Source organism: Streptomyces sp. NPDC057950 (assembly GCF_042887295.1).
Classification (GTDB): domain Bacteria; phylum Actinomycetota; class Actinomycetes; order Streptomycetales; family Streptomycetaceae; genus Streptomyces; species Streptomyces kaempferi.
In genome coordinates, this window is sequence record NZ_JBHVPP010000007.1 from 203804 (window position 1) to 220790 (window position 16987).

The 16987-nt window shown below is 70.7% G+C and carries 13 protein-coding genes; 11 read left to right on the top strand and 2 right to left on the bottom strand.

From position 1 onward, the window contains the following. Positions 1 to 71: 71 nt before the first annotated feature. The 5 genes from ACFVTC_RS14775 to ACFVTC_RS14795 all read left to right on the top strand — a co-directional run bounded on the left by ACFVTC_RS14775 (position 72) and on the right by ACFVTC_RS14795 (position 7319). On the top strand, positions 72 to 911 hold the full coding sequence (locus ACFVTC_RS14775; protein WP_390126948.1) for a DUF2690 domain-containing protein: 840 nt from the start codon (positions 72 to 74) through the stop codon (positions 909 to 911). 97 nt (positions 912 to 1008) lie between these two features. Continuing rightward, entirely contained in the window at positions 1009 to 2412 is a 1404-nt protein-coding gene (locus ACFVTC_RS14780; RefSeq protein WP_390126949.1) for a class II fumarate hydratase, read from the top strand. A 115-nt stretch (positions 2413 to 2527) separates the two neighbouring features. Next, positions 2528 to 3220: a DUF402 domain-containing protein gene (locus ACFVTC_RS14785; RefSeq protein ID WP_390126950.1), complete on the top strand. Its 693-nt coding sequence runs from the start codon at positions 2528 to 2530 to the stop codon at positions 3218 to 3220. 316 nt (positions 3221 to 3536) lie between these two features. Further along, on the top strand, positions 3537 to 5687 hold the full coding sequence (locus ACFVTC_RS14790; protein ID WP_390126951.1) for a SpoIIE family protein phosphatase: 2151 nt from the start codon (positions 3537 to 3539) through the stop codon (positions 5685 to 5687). A gap of 168 nt (positions 5688 to 5855) precedes the next feature. After that, entirely contained in the window at positions 5856 to 7319 is a 1464-nt protein-coding gene (locus ACFVTC_RS14795) for a catalase (protein WP_390126952.1), read from the top strand. Between the two features lie 112 nt (positions 7320 to 7431). On the opposite strand, the gene ACFVTC_RS14800 is transcribed toward ACFVTC_RS14795, so the two are convergent. Next, on the bottom strand, positions 7432 to 9732 hold the full coding sequence (locus tag ACFVTC_RS14800; RefSeq protein ID WP_390126953.1) for a transglycosylase domain-containing protein: 2301 nt from the start codon (positions 9730 to 9732) through the stop codon (positions 7432 to 7434). A 315-nt stretch (positions 9733 to 10047) separates the two neighbouring features. On the opposite strand from ACFVTC_RS14800, the gene ACFVTC_RS14805 reads away from it, so the two are divergent. From ACFVTC_RS14805 to ACFVTC_RS14825, 5 genes are all read left to right on the top strand, one after another. Continuing rightward, entirely contained in the window at positions 10048 to 11007 is a 960-nt protein-coding gene (locus ACFVTC_RS14805; protein WP_390126954.1) for an SPFH domain-containing protein, read from the top strand. Continuing rightward, a complete protein-coding gene (locus ACFVTC_RS14810; protein WP_390126955.1) occupies positions 11004 to 11255 on the top strand; it encodes a hypothetical protein in 252 nt (83 codons plus the stop codon). The genes ACFVTC_RS14805 and ACFVTC_RS14810 overlap by 4 nt, the downstream gene beginning before the upstream one ends. A gap of 396 nt (positions 11256 to 11651) precedes the next feature. Next, positions 11652 to 12179, top strand: a complete 528-nt coding sequence (locus tag ACFVTC_RS14815; RefSeq protein ID WP_168530013.1) for a PadR family transcriptional regulator — start codon at positions 11652 to 11654, stop codon at positions 12177 to 12179. Further along, positions 12176 to 12865, top strand: coding sequence for an ABC transporter ATP-binding protein (locus ACFVTC_RS14820; RefSeq protein ID WP_390126956.1), 690 nt, complete (start codon positions 12176 to 12178; stop codon positions 12863 to 12865). The genes ACFVTC_RS14815 and ACFVTC_RS14820 overlap by 4 nt, the downstream gene beginning before the upstream one ends. After that, entirely contained in the window at positions 12862 to 15198 is a 2337-nt protein-coding gene (locus ACFVTC_RS14825) for an ABC transporter permease (RefSeq protein ID WP_390126957.1), read from the top strand. The genes ACFVTC_RS14820 and ACFVTC_RS14825 overlap by 4 nt, the downstream gene beginning before the upstream one ends. Positions 15199 to 15273: 75 nt before the next feature. On the opposite strand, the gene ACFVTC_RS14830 is transcribed toward ACFVTC_RS14825, so the two are convergent. After that, complete coding sequence (locus ACFVTC_RS14830) at positions 15274 to 16269, bottom strand: LysR substrate-binding domain-containing protein (protein WP_390126958.1); 996 nt, start codon at positions 16267 to 16269, stop codon at positions 15274 to 15276. Between the two features lie 159 nt (positions 16270 to 16428). On the opposite strand from ACFVTC_RS14830, the gene ACFVTC_RS14835 reads away from it, so the two are divergent. Beyond that, a complete protein-coding gene (locus tag ACFVTC_RS14835) occupies positions 16429 to 16983 on the top strand; it encodes a peroxiredoxin (RefSeq protein WP_266701126.1) in 555 nt (184 codons plus the stop codon). Positions 16984 to 16987 lie beyond the last annotated feature (4 nt).

Genomic DNA, 16987 nt, shown 5'->3' on the forward strand with positions numbered 1-16987 from the left:
CGCGGGCGCACGGAGAGGGAACGGATCAGGCTGCCACCCCGGCACGGCGAGGGAGCGAGATGGAGAGCCACGTGACGGTCAAGAGACAGCCGCTGCCCGACGCGCTGGACGACGTAGAACGACTCGCCGACGAACATCTCCTGCTGGAGCGGCTGCGCGGCCTCAGGCGGCGGACGGGGCTGAGCCTGGCCGCGCTGGCCGCCGTCACCCCGTTCAGCAAGTCGACCTGGCACCGCTATCTGAACGGTGACCAGTTCCCGCCGCGCTCGGCGGTCGAGTCCCTCGGCCGGCTCGCGCAGACCGATCCCGGTCCCCTTCTCTCCCTGTGGGACACCGTGTCCAGGAGCCGGTGCGGGGCGGTCGGCCTGCCCGCGCAGGCCCTGCCCCCACGGGTTCCGTCCCCACAGGGCCCGGCCCCGGACGCGCCGGTTCGGGGCCGGCGCGTCCGGCCGCCGAACCGGGCCGTCATCGCCCTCGCCGCGGTGGCGGCCGCCACGATGGCGGTCACCGCGGGCGCCGCCGAGGTCCTCGACACCGACCTCGCCCCGGCGCCCGCCGCGGCCGCCTCCTGCCGCGGTCACGGCTGCCAGGGACAGTTCCCGACCTCCGAGACCTGCGGCCGCGACGCGCGTACGGAGAGCACGGTCGCGCGCGCGGGAGAGGTCGTGCTGCTGCGTTTCTCCGCGTCGTGCGCGACGGTCTGGGCCGAGGTGCGCACCCGGACCGGCGGTGCGCGGGAGATCTCGGTCCGGGCGGGGCGGGACGAACTGTCCGCCGCCTACCCGGGCGACCCGGCGGACGGCTACAGCAGTCCGATGCTGGCCGCGGCGAGCCCGCGCGGCGCGGCGGCCTGTGCCGAAGTGGCCGGGCAGTCCGCGTGCACCGCTCCCTTCGGCACCGCACGGCACTGACCCCCGCGAGAACGGGGGGGCCGCGGGAAACACGGCACCGGACGTCCGGGAACACGCGACACGTCCGCGATGCTGTCCCCACTGGAGGTGACCGGCAATGGCCGATGAACAGGCAGCAGCCCCGTACCGGATCGAGCACGACTCGATGGGTGAGGTCAGGGTGCCCGCGGACGCGAAGTGGCGGGCCCAGACCCAGCGGGCCGTGGAGAACTTCCCCATCTCGGGGCAGCGGCTCGAACGCGCTCACATCGAGGCGCTCGCACGGATCAAGGGGGCGGCCGCCAGGGTCAACGCCCGGCTCGGGGTGCTCGACAAGGACGTGGCCGAGGCCGTCCAGGAGGCCGCGGCCGAGGTGGCGCAGGGGCGCTGGGACGCGCACTTCCCGGTGGACGTCTTCCAGACGGGCTCCGGCACGTCCTCGAACATGAACACCAACGAGGTCATCGCCACGCTCGCCACCGAGCGGCTCGGCCGCGACGTCCACCCCAACGACCATGTGAACGCCTCGCAGTCGTCGAACGACGTCTTCCCGTCCTCGATCCACATCGCCGCCACCGCCGCGGTGACCCGGGACCTCGTCCCCGCGCTCGGCCACCTCGCCGCCGCCCTGGAGCGCAAGGCGGCGGAGTTCGCCGACGTCGTGAAGTCGGGGCGCACCCACCTCATGGACGCCACCCCCGTCACGCTCGGACAGGAGTTCGGTGGATACGCGGCCCAGGTGCGCTACGGGATCGAACGGCTGAACGCCTCACTGCCCCGGCTGGCCGAACTGCCGCTGGGCGGGACGGCCGTGGGCACGGGGATCAACACACCTCCCGGGTTCTCCGCCGCCGTGATCGCGGAGGTGGCACGGGACACCGGTCTGCCGCTCACCGAGGCCCGTGACCACTTCGAGGCACAGGGCGCGCGGGACGGGATCGTCGAGACGAGCGGACAGCTGCGGACCATCGCGGTCGGGCTGACGAAGATCGCCAACGACCTGCGCTGGATGGCCTCCGGACCGCGGACCGGCCTGGCCGAGATCAGCCTCCCCGACCTGCAGCCCGGTTCCTCGATCATGCCGGGCAAGGTCAATCCCGTCATTCCCGAGGCCGTGCTGATGGTCGCGGCCCAGGTGATGGGCAACGACGCGACGGTCGCGGTCGCCGGGGCCGCCGGCAACTTCGAGCTCAACGTGATGCTCCCGGTCATCGCGAAGAACGTCCTGGAGTCCGTCCGGCTGCTCACGAGTGTCTCCCGGCTGCTCGCCGACCGCACCGTCGACGGGATCGTCGCGCACCGCGAACGGGCCCGCGAGTACGCCGAGTCGTCGCCGTCCGTCGTGACACCGCTCAACAAGTACATCGGGTACGAGGAGGCCGCCAAGGTGGCCAAGAAGGCACTGGCGGAGCGCAGGACCATCCGCCAGGTCGTCCTCGACTCCGGGTACGTGGAGCGGGGCGACCTCACCCTGGAACAGCTGGACGAGGCCCTGGATGTCCTGCGGATGACGCATCCGTGACGCCGCCTCCGTACCGGCGAACGCCGGATGACAGCTCCGTTACGTCGTGCGTGCCACGGCGCGAACCGTGACGCGCACCGCAGCGTCGTATGCCTGGGGCACCTAATATCTGTTCATGGCAGAGGGTGGAGCGGTGAGACGAGTGGCAACGGGTGGTTCGACGGCGTACTGGGCCCCCGGCAGTCACATCCTGTGGCGGTACCGGGAGAACGCCGGCGAGCGCGTCCACATCTGCCGCCCCGTGACCGTCGTGCGGGACGACGCGGAACTGCTCGCGGTGTGGATGGCGCCCGGCACGGAGTGCGTCAAGCCGGTGCTCGCCGACGGCACCCCGGTGCACGGAGAACCGCTGGAGTCGCGCTACACCAAGGCTCGTTCGGTGCGCCGGGACCGCTGGTTCGGCACCGGGGTGCTGAAACTGGCGCGGCCCGGCGAGCCCTGGTCGGTGTGGCTGTTCTGGGAACCGGGCTGGCGTTTCAAGAACTGGTACGTGAACCTGGAGACCCCGCTGGCCCGTTGGGAGGGCGGCGTCGATTCCGAGGACCACTTCCTGGACATCTCCGTGCACCCGGACCACAGTTGGTGCTGGCTCGACGAGGACGAGTTCGCACAGGCGCAGCGGGCCGGGCTGATGGACACCCGGCAGGCAGCACAGGTGCGGGAGGCGGGGCTGCGCGCGGTGGAGGTGATCCGCGCCTGGGGCGCGCCGTTCGCGGACGGCTGGCAGCGCTGGCGCCCGGATCCGTCGTGGCCGGTTCCCGTCCTGCCCGATGACTGGGACCGTACGCCCGCGCACGTGTCCTCATGAGACCCTTGATGCGCCCCCGTGGTACAACCGTAGGATCGTCCTCCGCAAGGGCGCACAGCAGCAACTACCGCAGCATGCGCTGGGCTTGACCATACGTCACCGAGGGGCGGCAGGAAGTGAGCGAGGGGTACGAAGGCCACGGCGGTACGGTCGGCGGACGGCCCGGAGGGTCGCACGGACCCACTGGGGCGACGGCGTTCCCGTCGGCACATGCCGGGCCCGGCTCGCACGACGCGCAGATTCCGTTCCTGGGGCACACATTCCGGGTATCGGGGCTGCGGGACGAACTGCACGCACGGCGCGCAGCCCCGGACGGATGGATTCGACACGCGTGACGGAGCACCCCACCTCGCACGAGCGCCGCCAGAGCGGCGCCGGCCGGCCCTCCACCCCCGCGGACCCCCGCGGGGCGCTCCTGCACACCCCGGAGGCGCTGCGCGCTCCGGGCGCCTTACCGGCGCAGCCCGCCCGCACGGGTGACGCCTCGGCCGGTCCCGGTGCGCCGTACGCCCAGCACGGGACGCCGGGCAACCAGACCTCCGCGAGCACCGACGCACCGTCGCCCTCCGGCACCGGCGCGCCGACACCGCCCGCGTCCCCGGGCCCCGAGCACTCCCAGCCGTCGGCCGCGGAGCCCGATCCGCACCGCCCGCGCCCCGCGCCCGAGGGCATCCCGGCCCAGCCGGTCGACAAGGACCGGGCGCCCGGGAGCGGCGGCAAGGACCGGCGTACCGGGCAGGGGCTGCCGCACGCGGGCCCGATGCCGATGCGGCGCGACGGGGACCGGCTGCGTTTCGTGGGCGCGGCGACCCGGCGCATCGCGCGCGGCATCGACCTCGACGAGATCGTGATGGGTCTGTGCCGCGCCACCGTGCCGACCTTCTCGGACGCGATCCTCGTCTATCTGCGCGATCCGCTTCCGGTCGGTGACGAGCGGCCCACCGGGCCCCTCGTGCTGCGGCTGCGGCGCACCGACCGGATCCCGGAGGAGCGCGACACCGAGAACGGTTTCCTGCCCGCGCTGCGGCCCGAGCCCAGCGACCTGTCTGCGATGACGGCCGAGCTGTGCGAGGTGCGTCCCGGTGGGGCCCTCGCGGAGGTGCTGCGCGGGGTACGGCCCGTCTTCGCGGACGCGCCCGCCGCCCGTGCCGCACTGCCCGAGCTGCTGGGCGACGAGCTGGCGGTGCCCAGCGGCCAGCGCGCGATCCTGGCTCCGCTGCGGGGGCGGCGCCGGGTGATCGGGGCCGCGCTCTTCGTGCGCCGTCCCGAGCGGATGGCCTTCGAGCCCGACGACCTGCTCGTCGCGGCCCAGCTCGCCACGCACAGCGCGCTCGGCATCGACAAGGCGGTGCTGTACGGCCGTGAGGCCTACATCGCCGACGAGCTGCAGCGCACCATGCTGCCCGAGACGCTGCCGCGGCCCACGGGCGTACGGCTCGCGTCCCGCTATCTGCCGGCCGCGGAGACCGCGCGCGTCGGCGGCGACTGGTATGACGCGATCCCGCTGCCGGGCAGCCGTGTCGCCCTGGTCGTCGGGGACGTCATGGGCCACTCGATGACCTCGGCCGCGATCATGGGCCAGCTGCGGACGACCGCCCAGACGCTCGCCGGGCTCGACCTGCCGCCGCAGGAGGTGCTGCACCACCTGGACGAACAGGCGCAGCGGCTGGGCACCGACCGCATGGCGACCTGTCTGTACGCCGTCTACGACCCGGTCGCGCACCGGATCACCATCGCCAACGCGGGCCATCCGCCGCCGGTCCTGCTGCACCTGGGCGGCCGGGCCGAGGTGCTGCGGGTGCCGCCGGGTGCCCCCATCGGGGTAGGAGGGGTGGACTTCGAGGCGGTCGAGCTGGACGCGCCCGCCGGAGCCACGCTGCTGCTCTACACGGACGGCCTGGTCGAGTCCCGGCTCAGGGACGTCTGGACCGGCATAGAACAGTTGCGCGAGAAGCTCGCCGCCACCGCGCAGCTGACCGGACCCGATCATCCGCCGCCCCTCGAAGCCCTGTGCGACGAGGTGCTCGACATGCTCGGTCCGGGCGACCGGGACGACGACATCGCGCTGCTCGCCGCCCGCTTCGACGGGATCGCGCCGAGCGACGTGGCGTACTGGTACCTGGAGCCGGAGGACGCCGCTCCCGGGCGGGCCCGGCGGCTCGCCCGCCGCGCGCTGTCCCGCTGGGGCATGGAGGACATGAGCGACTCCGTCGAGCTGCTGGTCAGCGAGGTCGTGACCAACGCCGTGCGCTACGCCTCGCGCCCCGTGACGCTGCGGCTGCTGCGGACGGACGTGCTGCGCTGCGAGGTCGGTGACGACGTGCCCCAGCTGCCGCGGCTGCGGCAGGCGCGCGCCACGGACGAGGGCGGACGCGGCCTCTATCTGGTCAACAAACTGGCCAAACGGTGGGGTGCGACCCGGCTGAGCACCGGCAAGGTGGTCTGGTTCGAGTTGAACCGCGGCTGACGGGGTACCCGCCCGGTCTCACCCCGGGGCGGCCCCGTCTCCGTACGGGTTCCGGAACCGGACCAGGGCTGGACCGTGTCCAGATGTTGCCGACATCCCGTCGGCGGAGTTGACTGCTGGGGTGGACGAAGCGACCTAAACACCCTCTTCTTCGACGGGAGGACGCTCGTGACGCAGGCACCCCAGAAGGTTCCGTACACCACGGACAACGTCGGAATTCCGGTGGAGAGCGACGAACACTCGCTGACCGTCGGCCCCGACGGCCCGATCCTGCTCCAGGACCACTACCTCATCGAGAAGATGGCACAGTTCAACCGGGAGCGGGTCCCCGAGCGTGTGGTGCACGCCAAGGGCAGTGGCGCCTACGGATTCTTCGAAGTCACCAATGACGTCAGCCAGTTCACCAAGGCTGACCTGTTCCAGCCGGGCAAACGTACCGAGATGCTGGCCCGGTTCTCCACTGTCGCCGGCGAACAGGGTTCGCCCGACACCTGGCGCGACCCCCGCGGTTTCGCGCTGAAGTTCTACACCGAGCACGGCAACTACGACATGGTGGGCAACAACACGCCGGTCTTCTTCGTCCGTGACACGATCAAGTTCCAGGACTTCATCCGCTCGCAGAAGCGCAGCCCCGTGACCGGACTGCGCGACAACGACATGCAGTGGGACTTCTGGACCCTCTCCCCCGAGTCCGCGCACCAGGTGACATGGCTGATGGGCGACCGGGGTGTCCCGAAGACCTACCGCCACATGAACGGGTACAGCTCGCACACCTACATGTGGATCAACGGAGCCGGTGAGCGGTTCTGGGTCAAGTACCACTTCAAGACCGACCAGGGCATCGAGTTCCTCACCCAGGCGGAGGCCGACGAGCTGGCCGGTACGGACGCGGACAAGCACCGCCGGGACCTGTTCGAGTCGATCAGATCCGGGAACGCGCCGACCTGGAGCCTGAAGGTCCAGATCATGCCGTTCGAGGACGCGGCGGACTACCGCTTCAACCCCTTCGACCTGACAAAGGTCTGGCCGCACGCGGACTACCCGTTGATCGACGTCGGCCGGATGACGCTGGACAGGAATCCGGAGGACTACTTCATCCACATCGAGCAGGCGGCCTTCGAGCCGTCCAACCTGGTGCCGGGCATCGGTCCCTCGCCGGACAAGATGCTGCTGGGCCGGCTGTTCTCGTACCCGGACACCCACCGGTACCGGATCGGCCCGAACTACACGCAGCTGCCGCCGAACCGGCCGCACTCCCCGGTGAACTCGTACGCCAAGGACGGGCCGATGCGCTACGAGCCGTCGAACGCGGCCCGGCCGTACGCCCCCAACTCCTACGGCGGGCCCGCGGCCGACTTCTCCCGCTTCGGTGACCCGGCGAGCTGGCAGACCGCCGGTGAGCTGGTGCGCGAGGCGTACAAGCTGCACCGCGAGGACGACGACTGGGGTCAGGCGGGCACGCTGGTCCGCCAGGTCCTCGACGCCGCGGCCCGCGACCGTCTCGTGTCGAACGTCAGCGGCCACCTGAAGGCCGGCGTGTCCCGCCCGGTCCTGGACCGCGCGGTGCAGTACTGGCGCAACGTCGACAAGGAGATCGGCGACCGGATCGCCAAGGAGGTCAACGGCGGCTGAGCGAGCCGCCTCCCGCGACGGACGGCGGATCGCGGTCCGTACGAGAGGGAGGGCGCCCGGTGGGTCACCGGGCGCCCTTCTCGTGAGCCGTGAGCCGTGAGCCTGTCTGCCGTTACTGCTGCTGGCCGTTCGGGTCGAACGGGCCCGTCGGGTTCTCGTCGGTCGGGGTTCCGCTCGGACTGACCGGGGCCGTCGTCGTCGGGGGGACCGGGGGCTCGGGCGTCTTGGTCGGCGGGCTGCTGCTCGTCGGCGGCCGGGTCGTCGGCGGCTCGGTGGTCGGAGTCTGCGACGGCGTCTCGCTGGGCGTCTGGCTCGGCGTGTCGCTCGGCGTCGGCTCCATCGCGGCGCCCTGGGTGGTGTTCAGGTCGAAGGCGGTGACCCTGCCCATCGCGTTGAAGGTGTACGCGGCCCAGATCTGGGCGGGGAAGCCACCGCCGTTGACGCGGCCGCCGCCCGCGGCGCCCCTCAGCGACACCTGGGTGCCCTGCCTGACCGCCTTGCCGTTCGAGTCCTTGCGGTCCTTGGGCACCTCTCCGAAGAGACCGACCGAGGTGACCAGGTTGGGCGTGTAGCCGGTGAACCAGGCCGACTTGTTGTTGTCGGACGTACCCGTCTTGCCCGCGACCTGCTGACCGTCGCGGTCGGAAGCCTGCGCCACCGACCCCTGGGCCGTACCGTCGTTGACCACGCCGGTGAGCACCGAGGTGACCGTGTCGGCCGCCTCGGCGCTGATGACCTGGTCGCCGATCGGCTTCGGGAACGGGACCGTACGGTCCTTGTGCTCGGCGGAGGCCACGACGGCCGGGGTGACCTTGCGTCCGTGGTTGTCGAGGGTCGCGTAGGCACCCGCCATCTCCAGCGGACTCGCGCCCATGGAACCGAGCGTCTGCGCGGGCACCGGCTGCAGCTTCTCCGTGTGCATCCCGAGATCGCCCGCGACCTTGAGGACCTTGTCCATGCCGACGTCGACGCCCATCTGCGCGAAGACGGAGTTGATGGACTTGTTCATCGCGGTCTGGACGGTGACGGGCCCGTAGCTCTGGTCGTCCTCGTTGGGCGGCGCGAACCCGATGGTGCTGCCCTTGACGGCGCGACCGCTCGTGCCGTCGTACATCGTGTTCGCCGTGATGTCCTGGCCGTCCTGCGTCTTGGCCTGCTGCTCCAGGGCCGCGGCGAAGATGAGCGGCTTGAAGGTGGACGCGGGCTGGTAGTCCTGGCGGGTCGCGTTGTTGACGTAGTGCTTGAAGTAGTCCTCGCCGCCGTACATCGCGACGACCTTGCCCGTCTTGGGGTCGACGGACGCGGCGCCGGCCTCGACGTCACCGTCGACCCGCCGCTTCTTCCCGTCCAGCTTGCGGCTCAGCTTCGTCTTGACGGCGACTTCCAGCTGCGTCTGCTTCTTCTTGTCGATGTTGAGCGTGATCGTCCAGCCACCCGCGTCGACGATCGCCTTGGCGTCCTCGTAGTTCGCGGCGGAGCCCTGCGCGACGAGCCGGTTGGCCAGCGCGCTGTTCGCCGCGTCCACCAGGTAGCCGGTCTGGCCCTGCATGCCGGGGACGCCCTTGGGGTCCTGCGGCACCGGGAACTTCATGGCCTGGCGCTTGGCCGCGTCCAGCCACCCCTCCTCGACCATGTTGTCGAGGGTGTAGTTCCAGCGGGCCGTGACCAGCCGCTTGCCCGTGTCGGTGGCGACGCCCCAGTCGTACTGGCTCGGGGCCTGGAGCAGCGACGCGAGGTAGGCGCCCTGCTCGACCGTGAGGTCGCTCGCGTCCTTGCCGTAGTACGCCTGCGCCGCGGCCTGGATGCCGTACGAGTTACGGCCGTAGTAACTGGTGTTGATGTAACCGGCGAGGACGTCGTCCTTGGTCTGCTGCCGGTCCACCTTCAGCGAGATGACCAGTTCCTTCAGCTTGCGCGTGACGGTCTGGTCCTGGGTCAGGTAGTAGTTCTTGACGTACTGCTGGGTGATCGTCGAGCCACCCTGCTTGCCCTTGCCCGACAGGGTGTTCAGCAGACCGCGGGCCGTGCCCCGCAGATCGACGCCGGAGTCCTTGTAGAAGGACTTGTTCTCGGCGGCGACGAAGGTCAGCTGGACGGGCTTGGGCACCTTGTCCAGGCCCACGATCTCGCGGTTGACCTTGCCGGTACGGGCCAGGGTCGAACCGTCGCCGTACTTGTAGATGTTGCTCTGCTGCTGCGCGGCCGCGTTGCCCTGGGGTATGGACACGACCATGTAGAGCACGAGGAAGGCGCCCATGCCTAGCAGGCAGAAGCCCAGGAACGTGCCGAGGATCGTCTTCCAGTTCAGGATCCTGCGTATGCCGCTGCGGCGGGGCTTGGTCCCGGAGGAGCCCCCGGCCGCGGCGCGACGGCCACCGCGCTGCCGCGCTCGTCTCTCGTCCGCTCGTCCCATGGCTCCGTCCGCTCCGCTTCGGTCTCGGGTCGCGTTCTCTTGTACGCGTGTCCTGCCGGGTTCACTCACACGTCCGGTGCCGCGTTCGTTCTGGTGCCGCACACAGGTTCGTCGCTGAGGTCAGCTCAGCAAACTAACACCACGTGCTGGGACAAAGTCCCGCCGATCGGCACTTCCACGGACGTGACAATCAGCACGCAATGCGCACCAGCCCCACCAGAACCGACGTACGAGAGGAGTGGAAGGTTGCCATGCGGGGTAAAGTGATATCAGTTAGCTAGGTAAGTGCTAGGCCATACGAGACGGGGGCCCACCATGTCCGCACACGACTCCACGAACGATTCCGGCCACGGATCCACGCCTGTCCCCGACGTGCCGGCGATACCCGCCCCACGGGTGCGGGAGTTCACCGCGCACAGCATCGGCGGCGGGCTCGCGCTGCTGCTCGGACTGCTCGGACTGCTGCTCGGGGCCGCGCTGATCGTGGGCGCCACGACGGTCTCCGCGGCCGGGGGCAAGGCCGCGCTGATCGTCACGGGCATCCTCGTCGGCCTCGCCGCGTTCATCGCGATGTGCGGGCTGAACACGGTGGCGCCGGGCGAGGCCCGGGTCGTCCAGCTCTTCGGGCGGTACCGGGGGACGATCCGTCAGGACGGCCTGCGCTGGGTGAACCCCTTCACCTCCCGCGTGAAGATCTCGACCCGGGTGCGCAACCACGAGACCGCGGTCCTCAAGGTCAATGACGCCTACGGCAACCCGATCGAGCTCGCCGCGGTCGTGGTCTGGCGGGTCGAGGACACCGCGCGGGCCAGCTTCGAGGTCGACGACTTCCTGGAGTTCGTCGCCACCCAGACCGAGGCGGCCGTCCGGCACATCGCGATCGAGTACCCCTACGACGCCCACGACGAGGAGGGGCTCTCGCTGCGCGGCAACGCCGAGGAGATCACCGAGAAGCTCGCCGTCGAACTGCGCGCGCGGGTGGACGCCGCCGGCGTCTCCATCATCGAGTCGCGCTTCACGCATCTCGCGTACGCTCCCGAGATCGCCTCCGCGATGCTCCAGCGCCAGCAGGCGGGGGCGGTCGTGGCGGCACGGCGGCAGATCGTCGAAGGGGCGGTCGGGATGGTCGAGGCGGCGATCGCCCGGATCACCGAGCGGGACATCGTCGAACTGGACTCGGAGCGGAAGGCGGCGATGGTGTCGAACCTGATGGTGGTGCTGTGCGGTGACCGGGCGCCGCAGCCGGTCCTGAACACGGGGTCCCTGTACCAGTGACGGAGCCATCCGGTGGGGCCGGGCCCCGGCGGCGGCCGCAGCCGCAGCGCAAGCAGGTGCTCCTGCGGCTGGATCCGCTCGTGTACGAAGCGCTGGCCCGCTGGGCGGGTGACGAACTGCGTTCCGCCAACGCGCAGATCGAGTTCCTGCTGCGCAGGGCGCTGTCCGAGGCGGGGCGTCTGCCCGGTGGGGCCGGGCCGATCCCGCGCCGCGGGCGGCCGCCGGCCCCCGACCAGCCGGACCCGTAGCCGCCACCCCGGCCCTCCCCCCAGCTCTCGGCCTCGCTCGAGCAGGGGGGACCCCCATCACCCCGCACCCGGGGCTCCGCCCCGGACCCCGCCAGGGGGCCTCGCCCCCGGACCCCCGCGTCGCCCGAAGGGCTCGTCCTCGAACGCCGGACGGGCTGAAATGCCCGCCCTGGGCGTCAGCCCTTCAGAGCGGGCCCGCACCACCAGCCCGTCCGGCGTTCGAGGGCAAGGCCCTCGAGGCCGATACGGGGGTCTGGGGGCGGAGCCCCCAGGGGCGCGGGAACCCGGTGACAGAACCGTGACAATGCGCCCTGACCTGGACACCATCGCTCCCTGCCATGGCCTATGCGCAGCATGTATACGCACCGTGTATACCCCGTGTGTAGAGTGCTCCGCATGTCCATCGGTCACACCCTCCTGGGACTCCTGGAGTCCGGACCCCGCCACGGTTACGACCTCAAGCGGGCCTTCGACGAGAAGTTCGGTCACGACCGGCCGCTGCACTACGGCCAGGTCTACTCGACGATGTCGCGACTGCTGAAGAACGGCCTCGTGGAGGTCGACGGGATAGAGGCGGGCGGCGGACCCGAGCGCAAGCGGTACGCGATCACCGACGCCGGTGTCACCGACGTACAGCAGTGGCTCGCGACGCCCGAGAAGCCCGAGCCGTACCTCCAGTCGACCCTCTACACCAAGATCGTCCTCGCCCTCCTCACCCACCGCGACGCGGCCGACATCCTCGACACCCAGCGCTCGGAACACCTGCGCATGATGCGCATCCTCACCGACCGCAAGCGCCGGGGCGACCTCGCCGACCAGCTGATCTGCGACCACGCACTCTTCCACCTCGAGGCCGACCTGCGGTGGCTGGAACTCACCGCCGCCCGCCTCGACAAACTCCGCGAGGCGGTGACGACCCGATGACCCCTCCCCCCGGCTCCCTGCTGACCGCGTCGGAGCTCCGTAAGAGCTACGGCCCCACCACCGCCCTGGACGGCGCCGAGTTCTCCATCCACCCGGGCGAGGTGGTCGCCGTGATGGGCCCCTCCGGCTCCGGCAAGTCCACCCTGCTGCACTGCCTCGCCGGCATCGTGCCGCCCGACTCCGGCTCGATCATGTACGCCGGACGCGAGATGGCCACCATGAACGACTCGCAGCGCAGCGCCTTGCGCCGCAGCGAGTTCGGCTTCGTCTTCCAGTTCGGCCAGCTCGTACCCGAACTGACCTGCGTCGAGAACGTCGCCCTGCCGCTGCGCCTGAACGGCACCGGCCGCAAGGAGGCCGAACGCACCGCCCTGACCTGGATGGAACGCCTGGAGGTCGACGACCTCAAGTCCAAGCGGCCCGGCGAGGTCTCCGGCGGCCAGGGCCAGCGCGTGGCCGTGGCCCGCTCCCTGGTCACCGGCCCGCGCGTGCTGTTCGCGGACGAACCGACCGGCGCGCTCGACTCGCTCAACGGCGAGCGCGTGATGGAGCTGCTCACCGAGGCCGCCCGCTCCACCAACGCCGCCGTCGTCCTGGTCACGCACGAAGCGCGGGTGGCCGCCTACTCGGACCGCGAGATCGTCGTACGCGACGGCAAGTCCCGTGACATGGAGCGCGTCATATGAACGTGCGCCAGTGGTCCAGAGACCTCGCCATGGGGGCCAGGTTCGCCTTCACCGGCGGGCGCGAGGGCTGGATGCGCGCGGTCCTCACAGCCGTCGGGGTCGGTCTCGGCGTGGCACTGCTGTTGCTCACCACGGCGATACCGAGTGCGCTCCAGGCACGCAGCGACCGCGAGAAGGCCCGTACCGACATCACGTTCAACGATGTGGGCATCCCCAAGGCGTCCGACCGGTCCCTGCTCGTAGCGGCCGTCGACGACACCTATCGCGACCTGGACATCCGCGGCCGCGAGGTACAACCCGAGGGGTCCCGGGCGCCCCTGCCGCCGGGAGTGGAGAAGAACCCTGCACCGGGTGAGATGGTGGTGTCCCCCGCACTGGCGGACCTGCTGAAGTCCGGTGACGGGAAACTGCTGCGCGAGCGGCTGCCGTACCGCACCATCGGAACCATCGGGGAGTCCGGTCTCGTCGGCGCGAACGAACTCGCCTTCTACGCGGGCGCCGACGACCTCGCCCCGAGGATCGACGGCGCCCGGGTGACCCGTATCGAGCACTTCGGGCAGCCCCTCGGACCGCCCGACCGCCTCGACCCGATCCTCGTCCTGCTGATCATCGTCGTCTTCGTGGTGCTGCTGCTCCCGGTGGGTGTCTTCATCGCCGCGGCCGTGCGCTTCGGCGGCGAGCGGCGCGACCGGCGGCTCGCCGCCCTGCGTCTGGTCGGCTCCGACAGCCGGATGACCCGGCGGATCGCCGCGGGCGAGGCCCTCGCGGGCGCCCTCCTCGGGCTCGCCTTCGGCACGGTCTTCTTCCTGCTGGCCCGCCAACTTGCGGGATCCGTGCAGATCTTCGGCAAGAGCGTGTTCCCGAGCTATCTGAACCCCACGCCCGCGCTGGCCGCCCTGGTCGCCGTCGCGGTGCCCGCGGCCGCGGTCCTCGTCACCCTGCTCGCGCTGCGCGGGGTCGTCATCGAGCCGCTCGGCGTGGTGCGTGCCGCCAAACCGGCACGGCGCCGGCTGTGGTGGCGGCTGCTGCTGCCGATCGGCGGACTCGCGATGCTCTACCCGATGATGGGCAAGGGCAACACCAACGGGAACTTCAACCAGTACCTGGTGATCGGCGGCGTCCTGCTGCTCCTGATCGGCGTCACGGCGTTGCTGCCCTGGATCGTCGAGACGGTGGTCACCCGACTCGGCTCCGGCTCGGTGTCCTGGCAGCTCGCGATCCGCAGGCTCCAGTTGAGCACCGGAACGGCGGCCCGCATGGTCAACGGCATCGCGGTCGCGGTCGCCGGCGCCATCGCCCTGCAAATGCTGTTCGCCGGGGTCGAGGGCGACTACACCAAGAGTTCGTCGAACGACGTCCAACGGGCTCAGATGCAGGTCCGCCTGCCGTACGACGTCCCGCTCGACCGGGCCCGCGAGCAGTACGCCCGGACCGACGGCGTACGACAGGTCGCCGCGATCGGCACCGCTTCGCTGGGTGACAAGAAGCGGGATCCGGACTCGTCCACCTCCATGACCGTCGGCAACTGCGCGTCGCTGCGCGAGGTGGCCACGCTGCCGGCCTGCCGCGACGGCGACGTCTTCCTGATCAAGGGCGGCGACGCCGATCCGGACGCGCTGAAGCTCGGCAGACCCGGCCGGACCCTCTACATCGACCCCTCCTACGACCAGGGTCTGGTGGGCAGGCAGGTCGCCTGGACCGTGCCGCAGGGCATCAAGCAGGCCGAGGTCCGCGCGGACGCGACGAACGGTCTGACCGGTGGCATCCTGTTCACTCCGAGCGCTCTGCCCGCGCGGGGCACGGAGGCGGTCGAGGGCAACGTCTACCTGCAGATCGACCAGTCGGCGCCGGACGTCTACGACCTCGTCCGCAACACCACGGCGAAGCTCAGCCCGCTGGCCCACGCCTGGACCTGGGCGTCGACCGAGCAGGACAACCGCTACACGTCCATCCGCACCGGCCTGTCCGTCGGCGCCACCTGCGTCCTGTTCCTGATCGGCGCGAGCCTGCTGATCTCCCAGCTGGAACAGCTGCGCGAGCGCAAGAAACTGCTCTCCGTCCTGGTCGCCTTCGGCACCCGGCGCCGCACGCTGAGCCTGTCGGTGCTGTGGCAGACCGCGATCCCGATCGCGCTGGGTCTCGTGCTCGCGTCGGTGGTCGGCCTGACCCTGGGCGTGGTCCTGCAGAAGATGACGAGTGTCTCGGTACGCGTGGACTGGTCGAGCCTGCTGTCGATGACCGGCATCGGCGCGGGAGTCGTCCTGCTGGTGACCGCGCTCAGCCTGCCACCGCTGCTGCGCCTCATGAGACCGGACGGCCTCCGGACGGAATAGCCGTACGAGCGGTCCCCGCCCGTACCGAACGGTCCACGGTCCCCGCCCTGTCCGGGCGGGGACCGTCACGCCGGTTCAGGCGTCCTGGCCCAACACCCTCACCGGCAGCGGCCGCAGAGCCTCGCGCAGGGCCGCCGCCAGCTCCTCGTACTCCGCCCGCCGCGCCGCCCCCGCCCGCATCACCAGCGCGATCCGCCGGGTCGGCGCCGGGTCCGCGAAGTACCCGGTCAGGAGCTGGTCGCTGCGGGTGGTCTCGACCCTGACGGCCGTTCGCGGCAGCAGGGTCACCCCGAGCCCGCCGGCGACGAGCTGGACCAGGGTGGACAGCCCCGCGGCGGTGGTGGTGACGGGGGCGTCCGCGCGCCCGGCCTCCCGGCAGATGTCGAGGGCCTGGTCCCGCAGGCAGTGCCCCTCGTCGAGCAGCAGCAGGTTGAGCTCACGCAGGGCGTCGCGCGCGATCCCCTGCCGTCCGCCGAGCGCGTGGCCCAGTGGCGTCACGAGCACGAAGTCCTCGTCGAAGAGCGGGAGTTCGACGACTCCTGGCATCCCGAGCGGCACGGCCAGGAGCAGCAGATCGAGCCGCCCGACCGCCAGTCCGTCCAGCAGGCTGGCCGTCTGTTCCTCGTGGACCTGGAGGTCGAGGTCCGGGTAGCGGTCGTGGACCAGCCCGAGGACCGTGGGCAGGAGGTAGGGCGCGACGGTCGGGATGACGCCCAGTCGCAGGGCCCCCGTGAAGGGCGCCCGGACGGCCTCGGCCTCTTCCATGAGCGCGCCGACCTCGTCCAGAACGGCTTTGGCGCGTACGGCGAGACGCTCGCCCGCGGGAGAGAGCAGCACCTTGCGCGTCGTACGCTCCAGCAGGGTCACACCGAGCGTCTCCTCCAGGGCGGAGACCGAGCCCGACAGCGCGGGCTGGCTCATGCCGATCGCGGCGGCGGCGTCCCGGAAGTGCAGGTGGTCGGCCACCGCGGCGAAGGCGCGCAGTTGGGCGAAGGTGGGCTGACGGCGCCCGTTCCCCTTGGGAACTCCGGCGCCTTTGGCGCCCGCTCTGCCGCCGACAGGGCTCACCATGGCGGCCGCCTCTCACTCATCGTCACTGATAGTTGCATTCGATCAACGGGACCGAGTGTACCAATTTCACTAATCAATGCAGCTTGTGCCACGATCGGCATCGTCCAACCCAAGGGAAGAGTCCTCAAAAGGGGCGTTCCCTCGCTGCAAGGAGAGCGCGTGCTCACTGTTGGTGACAAGTTCCCCCAGTTCGATCTGACCGCCTGCGTCTCGCTGGAGAAGGGTGAGGAGTTCCGGCAGATCGACCACAAGACCTACGAGGGTCAGTGGAAGGTCATCTTCGCGTGGCCCAAGGACTTCACCTTCGTGTGCCCGACCGAGATCGCCGCCTTCGGCAAGCTGAACGACGAGTTCGCCGACCGTGACGCCCAGGTGCTCGGCTTCTCCGGCGACTCCGAGTTCGTGCACCACGCCTGGCGCAAGGACCACGACGACCTGCGGGACCTGCCCTTCCCGATGATGGCCGACTCGAAGCACGAGCTCATGCGGGACCTCGGCATCGAGGGTGAGGACGGCTTCGCCAAGCGTGCCGTGTTCATCGTCGACCAGAACAACGAGATCCAGTTCTCCATGGTGACCGCCGGCTCCGTCGGCCGTAACCCCAAGGAGGTCCTGCGGGTCCTGGACGCCCTCCAGACGGACGAGCTGTGCCCGTGCAACTGGACCAAGGGCGAGAACACCCTCGACCCGGTGGCGCTCCTGGCGGGTGAGTGACCCT

What these genes read in the sequence shown, in the direction of transcription:
- ACFVTC_RS14780 (WP_390126949.1), top strand. Translation starts at nt 1,009, where the DNA reads ATGGCCGATGAACAGGCAGCAGCCCCGTACCGGATCGAGCACGACTCG.
- ACFVTC_RS14785 (WP_390126950.1), top strand. Translation starts at nt 2,528, where the DNA reads ATGGCAGAGGGTGGAGCGGTGAGACGAGTGGCAACGGGTGGTTCGACG.
- ACFVTC_RS14790 (WP_390126951.1), top strand. Translation starts at nt 3,537, where the DNA reads ATGGATTCGACACGCGTGACGGAGCACCCCACCTCGCACGAGCGCCGC.
- ACFVTC_RS14800 (WP_390126953.1), bottom strand. Translation starts at nt 9,732, where the DNA reads ATGGGACGAGCGGACGAGAGACGAGCGCGGCAGCGCGGTGGCCGTCGC.
- ACFVTC_RS14805 (WP_390126954.1), top strand. Translation starts at nt 10,048, where the DNA reads ATGTCCGCACACGACTCCACGAACGATTCCGGCCACGGATCCACGCCT.
- ACFVTC_RS14815 (WP_168530013.1), top strand. Translation starts at nt 11,652, where the DNA reads ATGTCCATCGGTCACACCCTCCTGGGACTCCTGGAGTCCGGACCCCGC.
- ACFVTC_RS14820 (WP_390126956.1), top strand. Translation starts at nt 12,176, where the DNA reads ATGACCCCTCCCCCCGGCTCCCTGCTGACCGCGTCGGAGCTCCGTAAG.
- ACFVTC_RS14825 (WP_390126957.1), top strand. Translation starts at nt 12,862, where the DNA reads ATGAACGTGCGCCAGTGGTCCAGAGACCTCGCCATGGGGGCCAGGTTC.
- ACFVTC_RS14830 (WP_390126958.1), bottom strand. Translation starts at nt 16,269, where the DNA reads ATGGTGAGCCCTGTCGGCGGCAGAGCGGGCGCCAAAGGCGCCGGAGTT.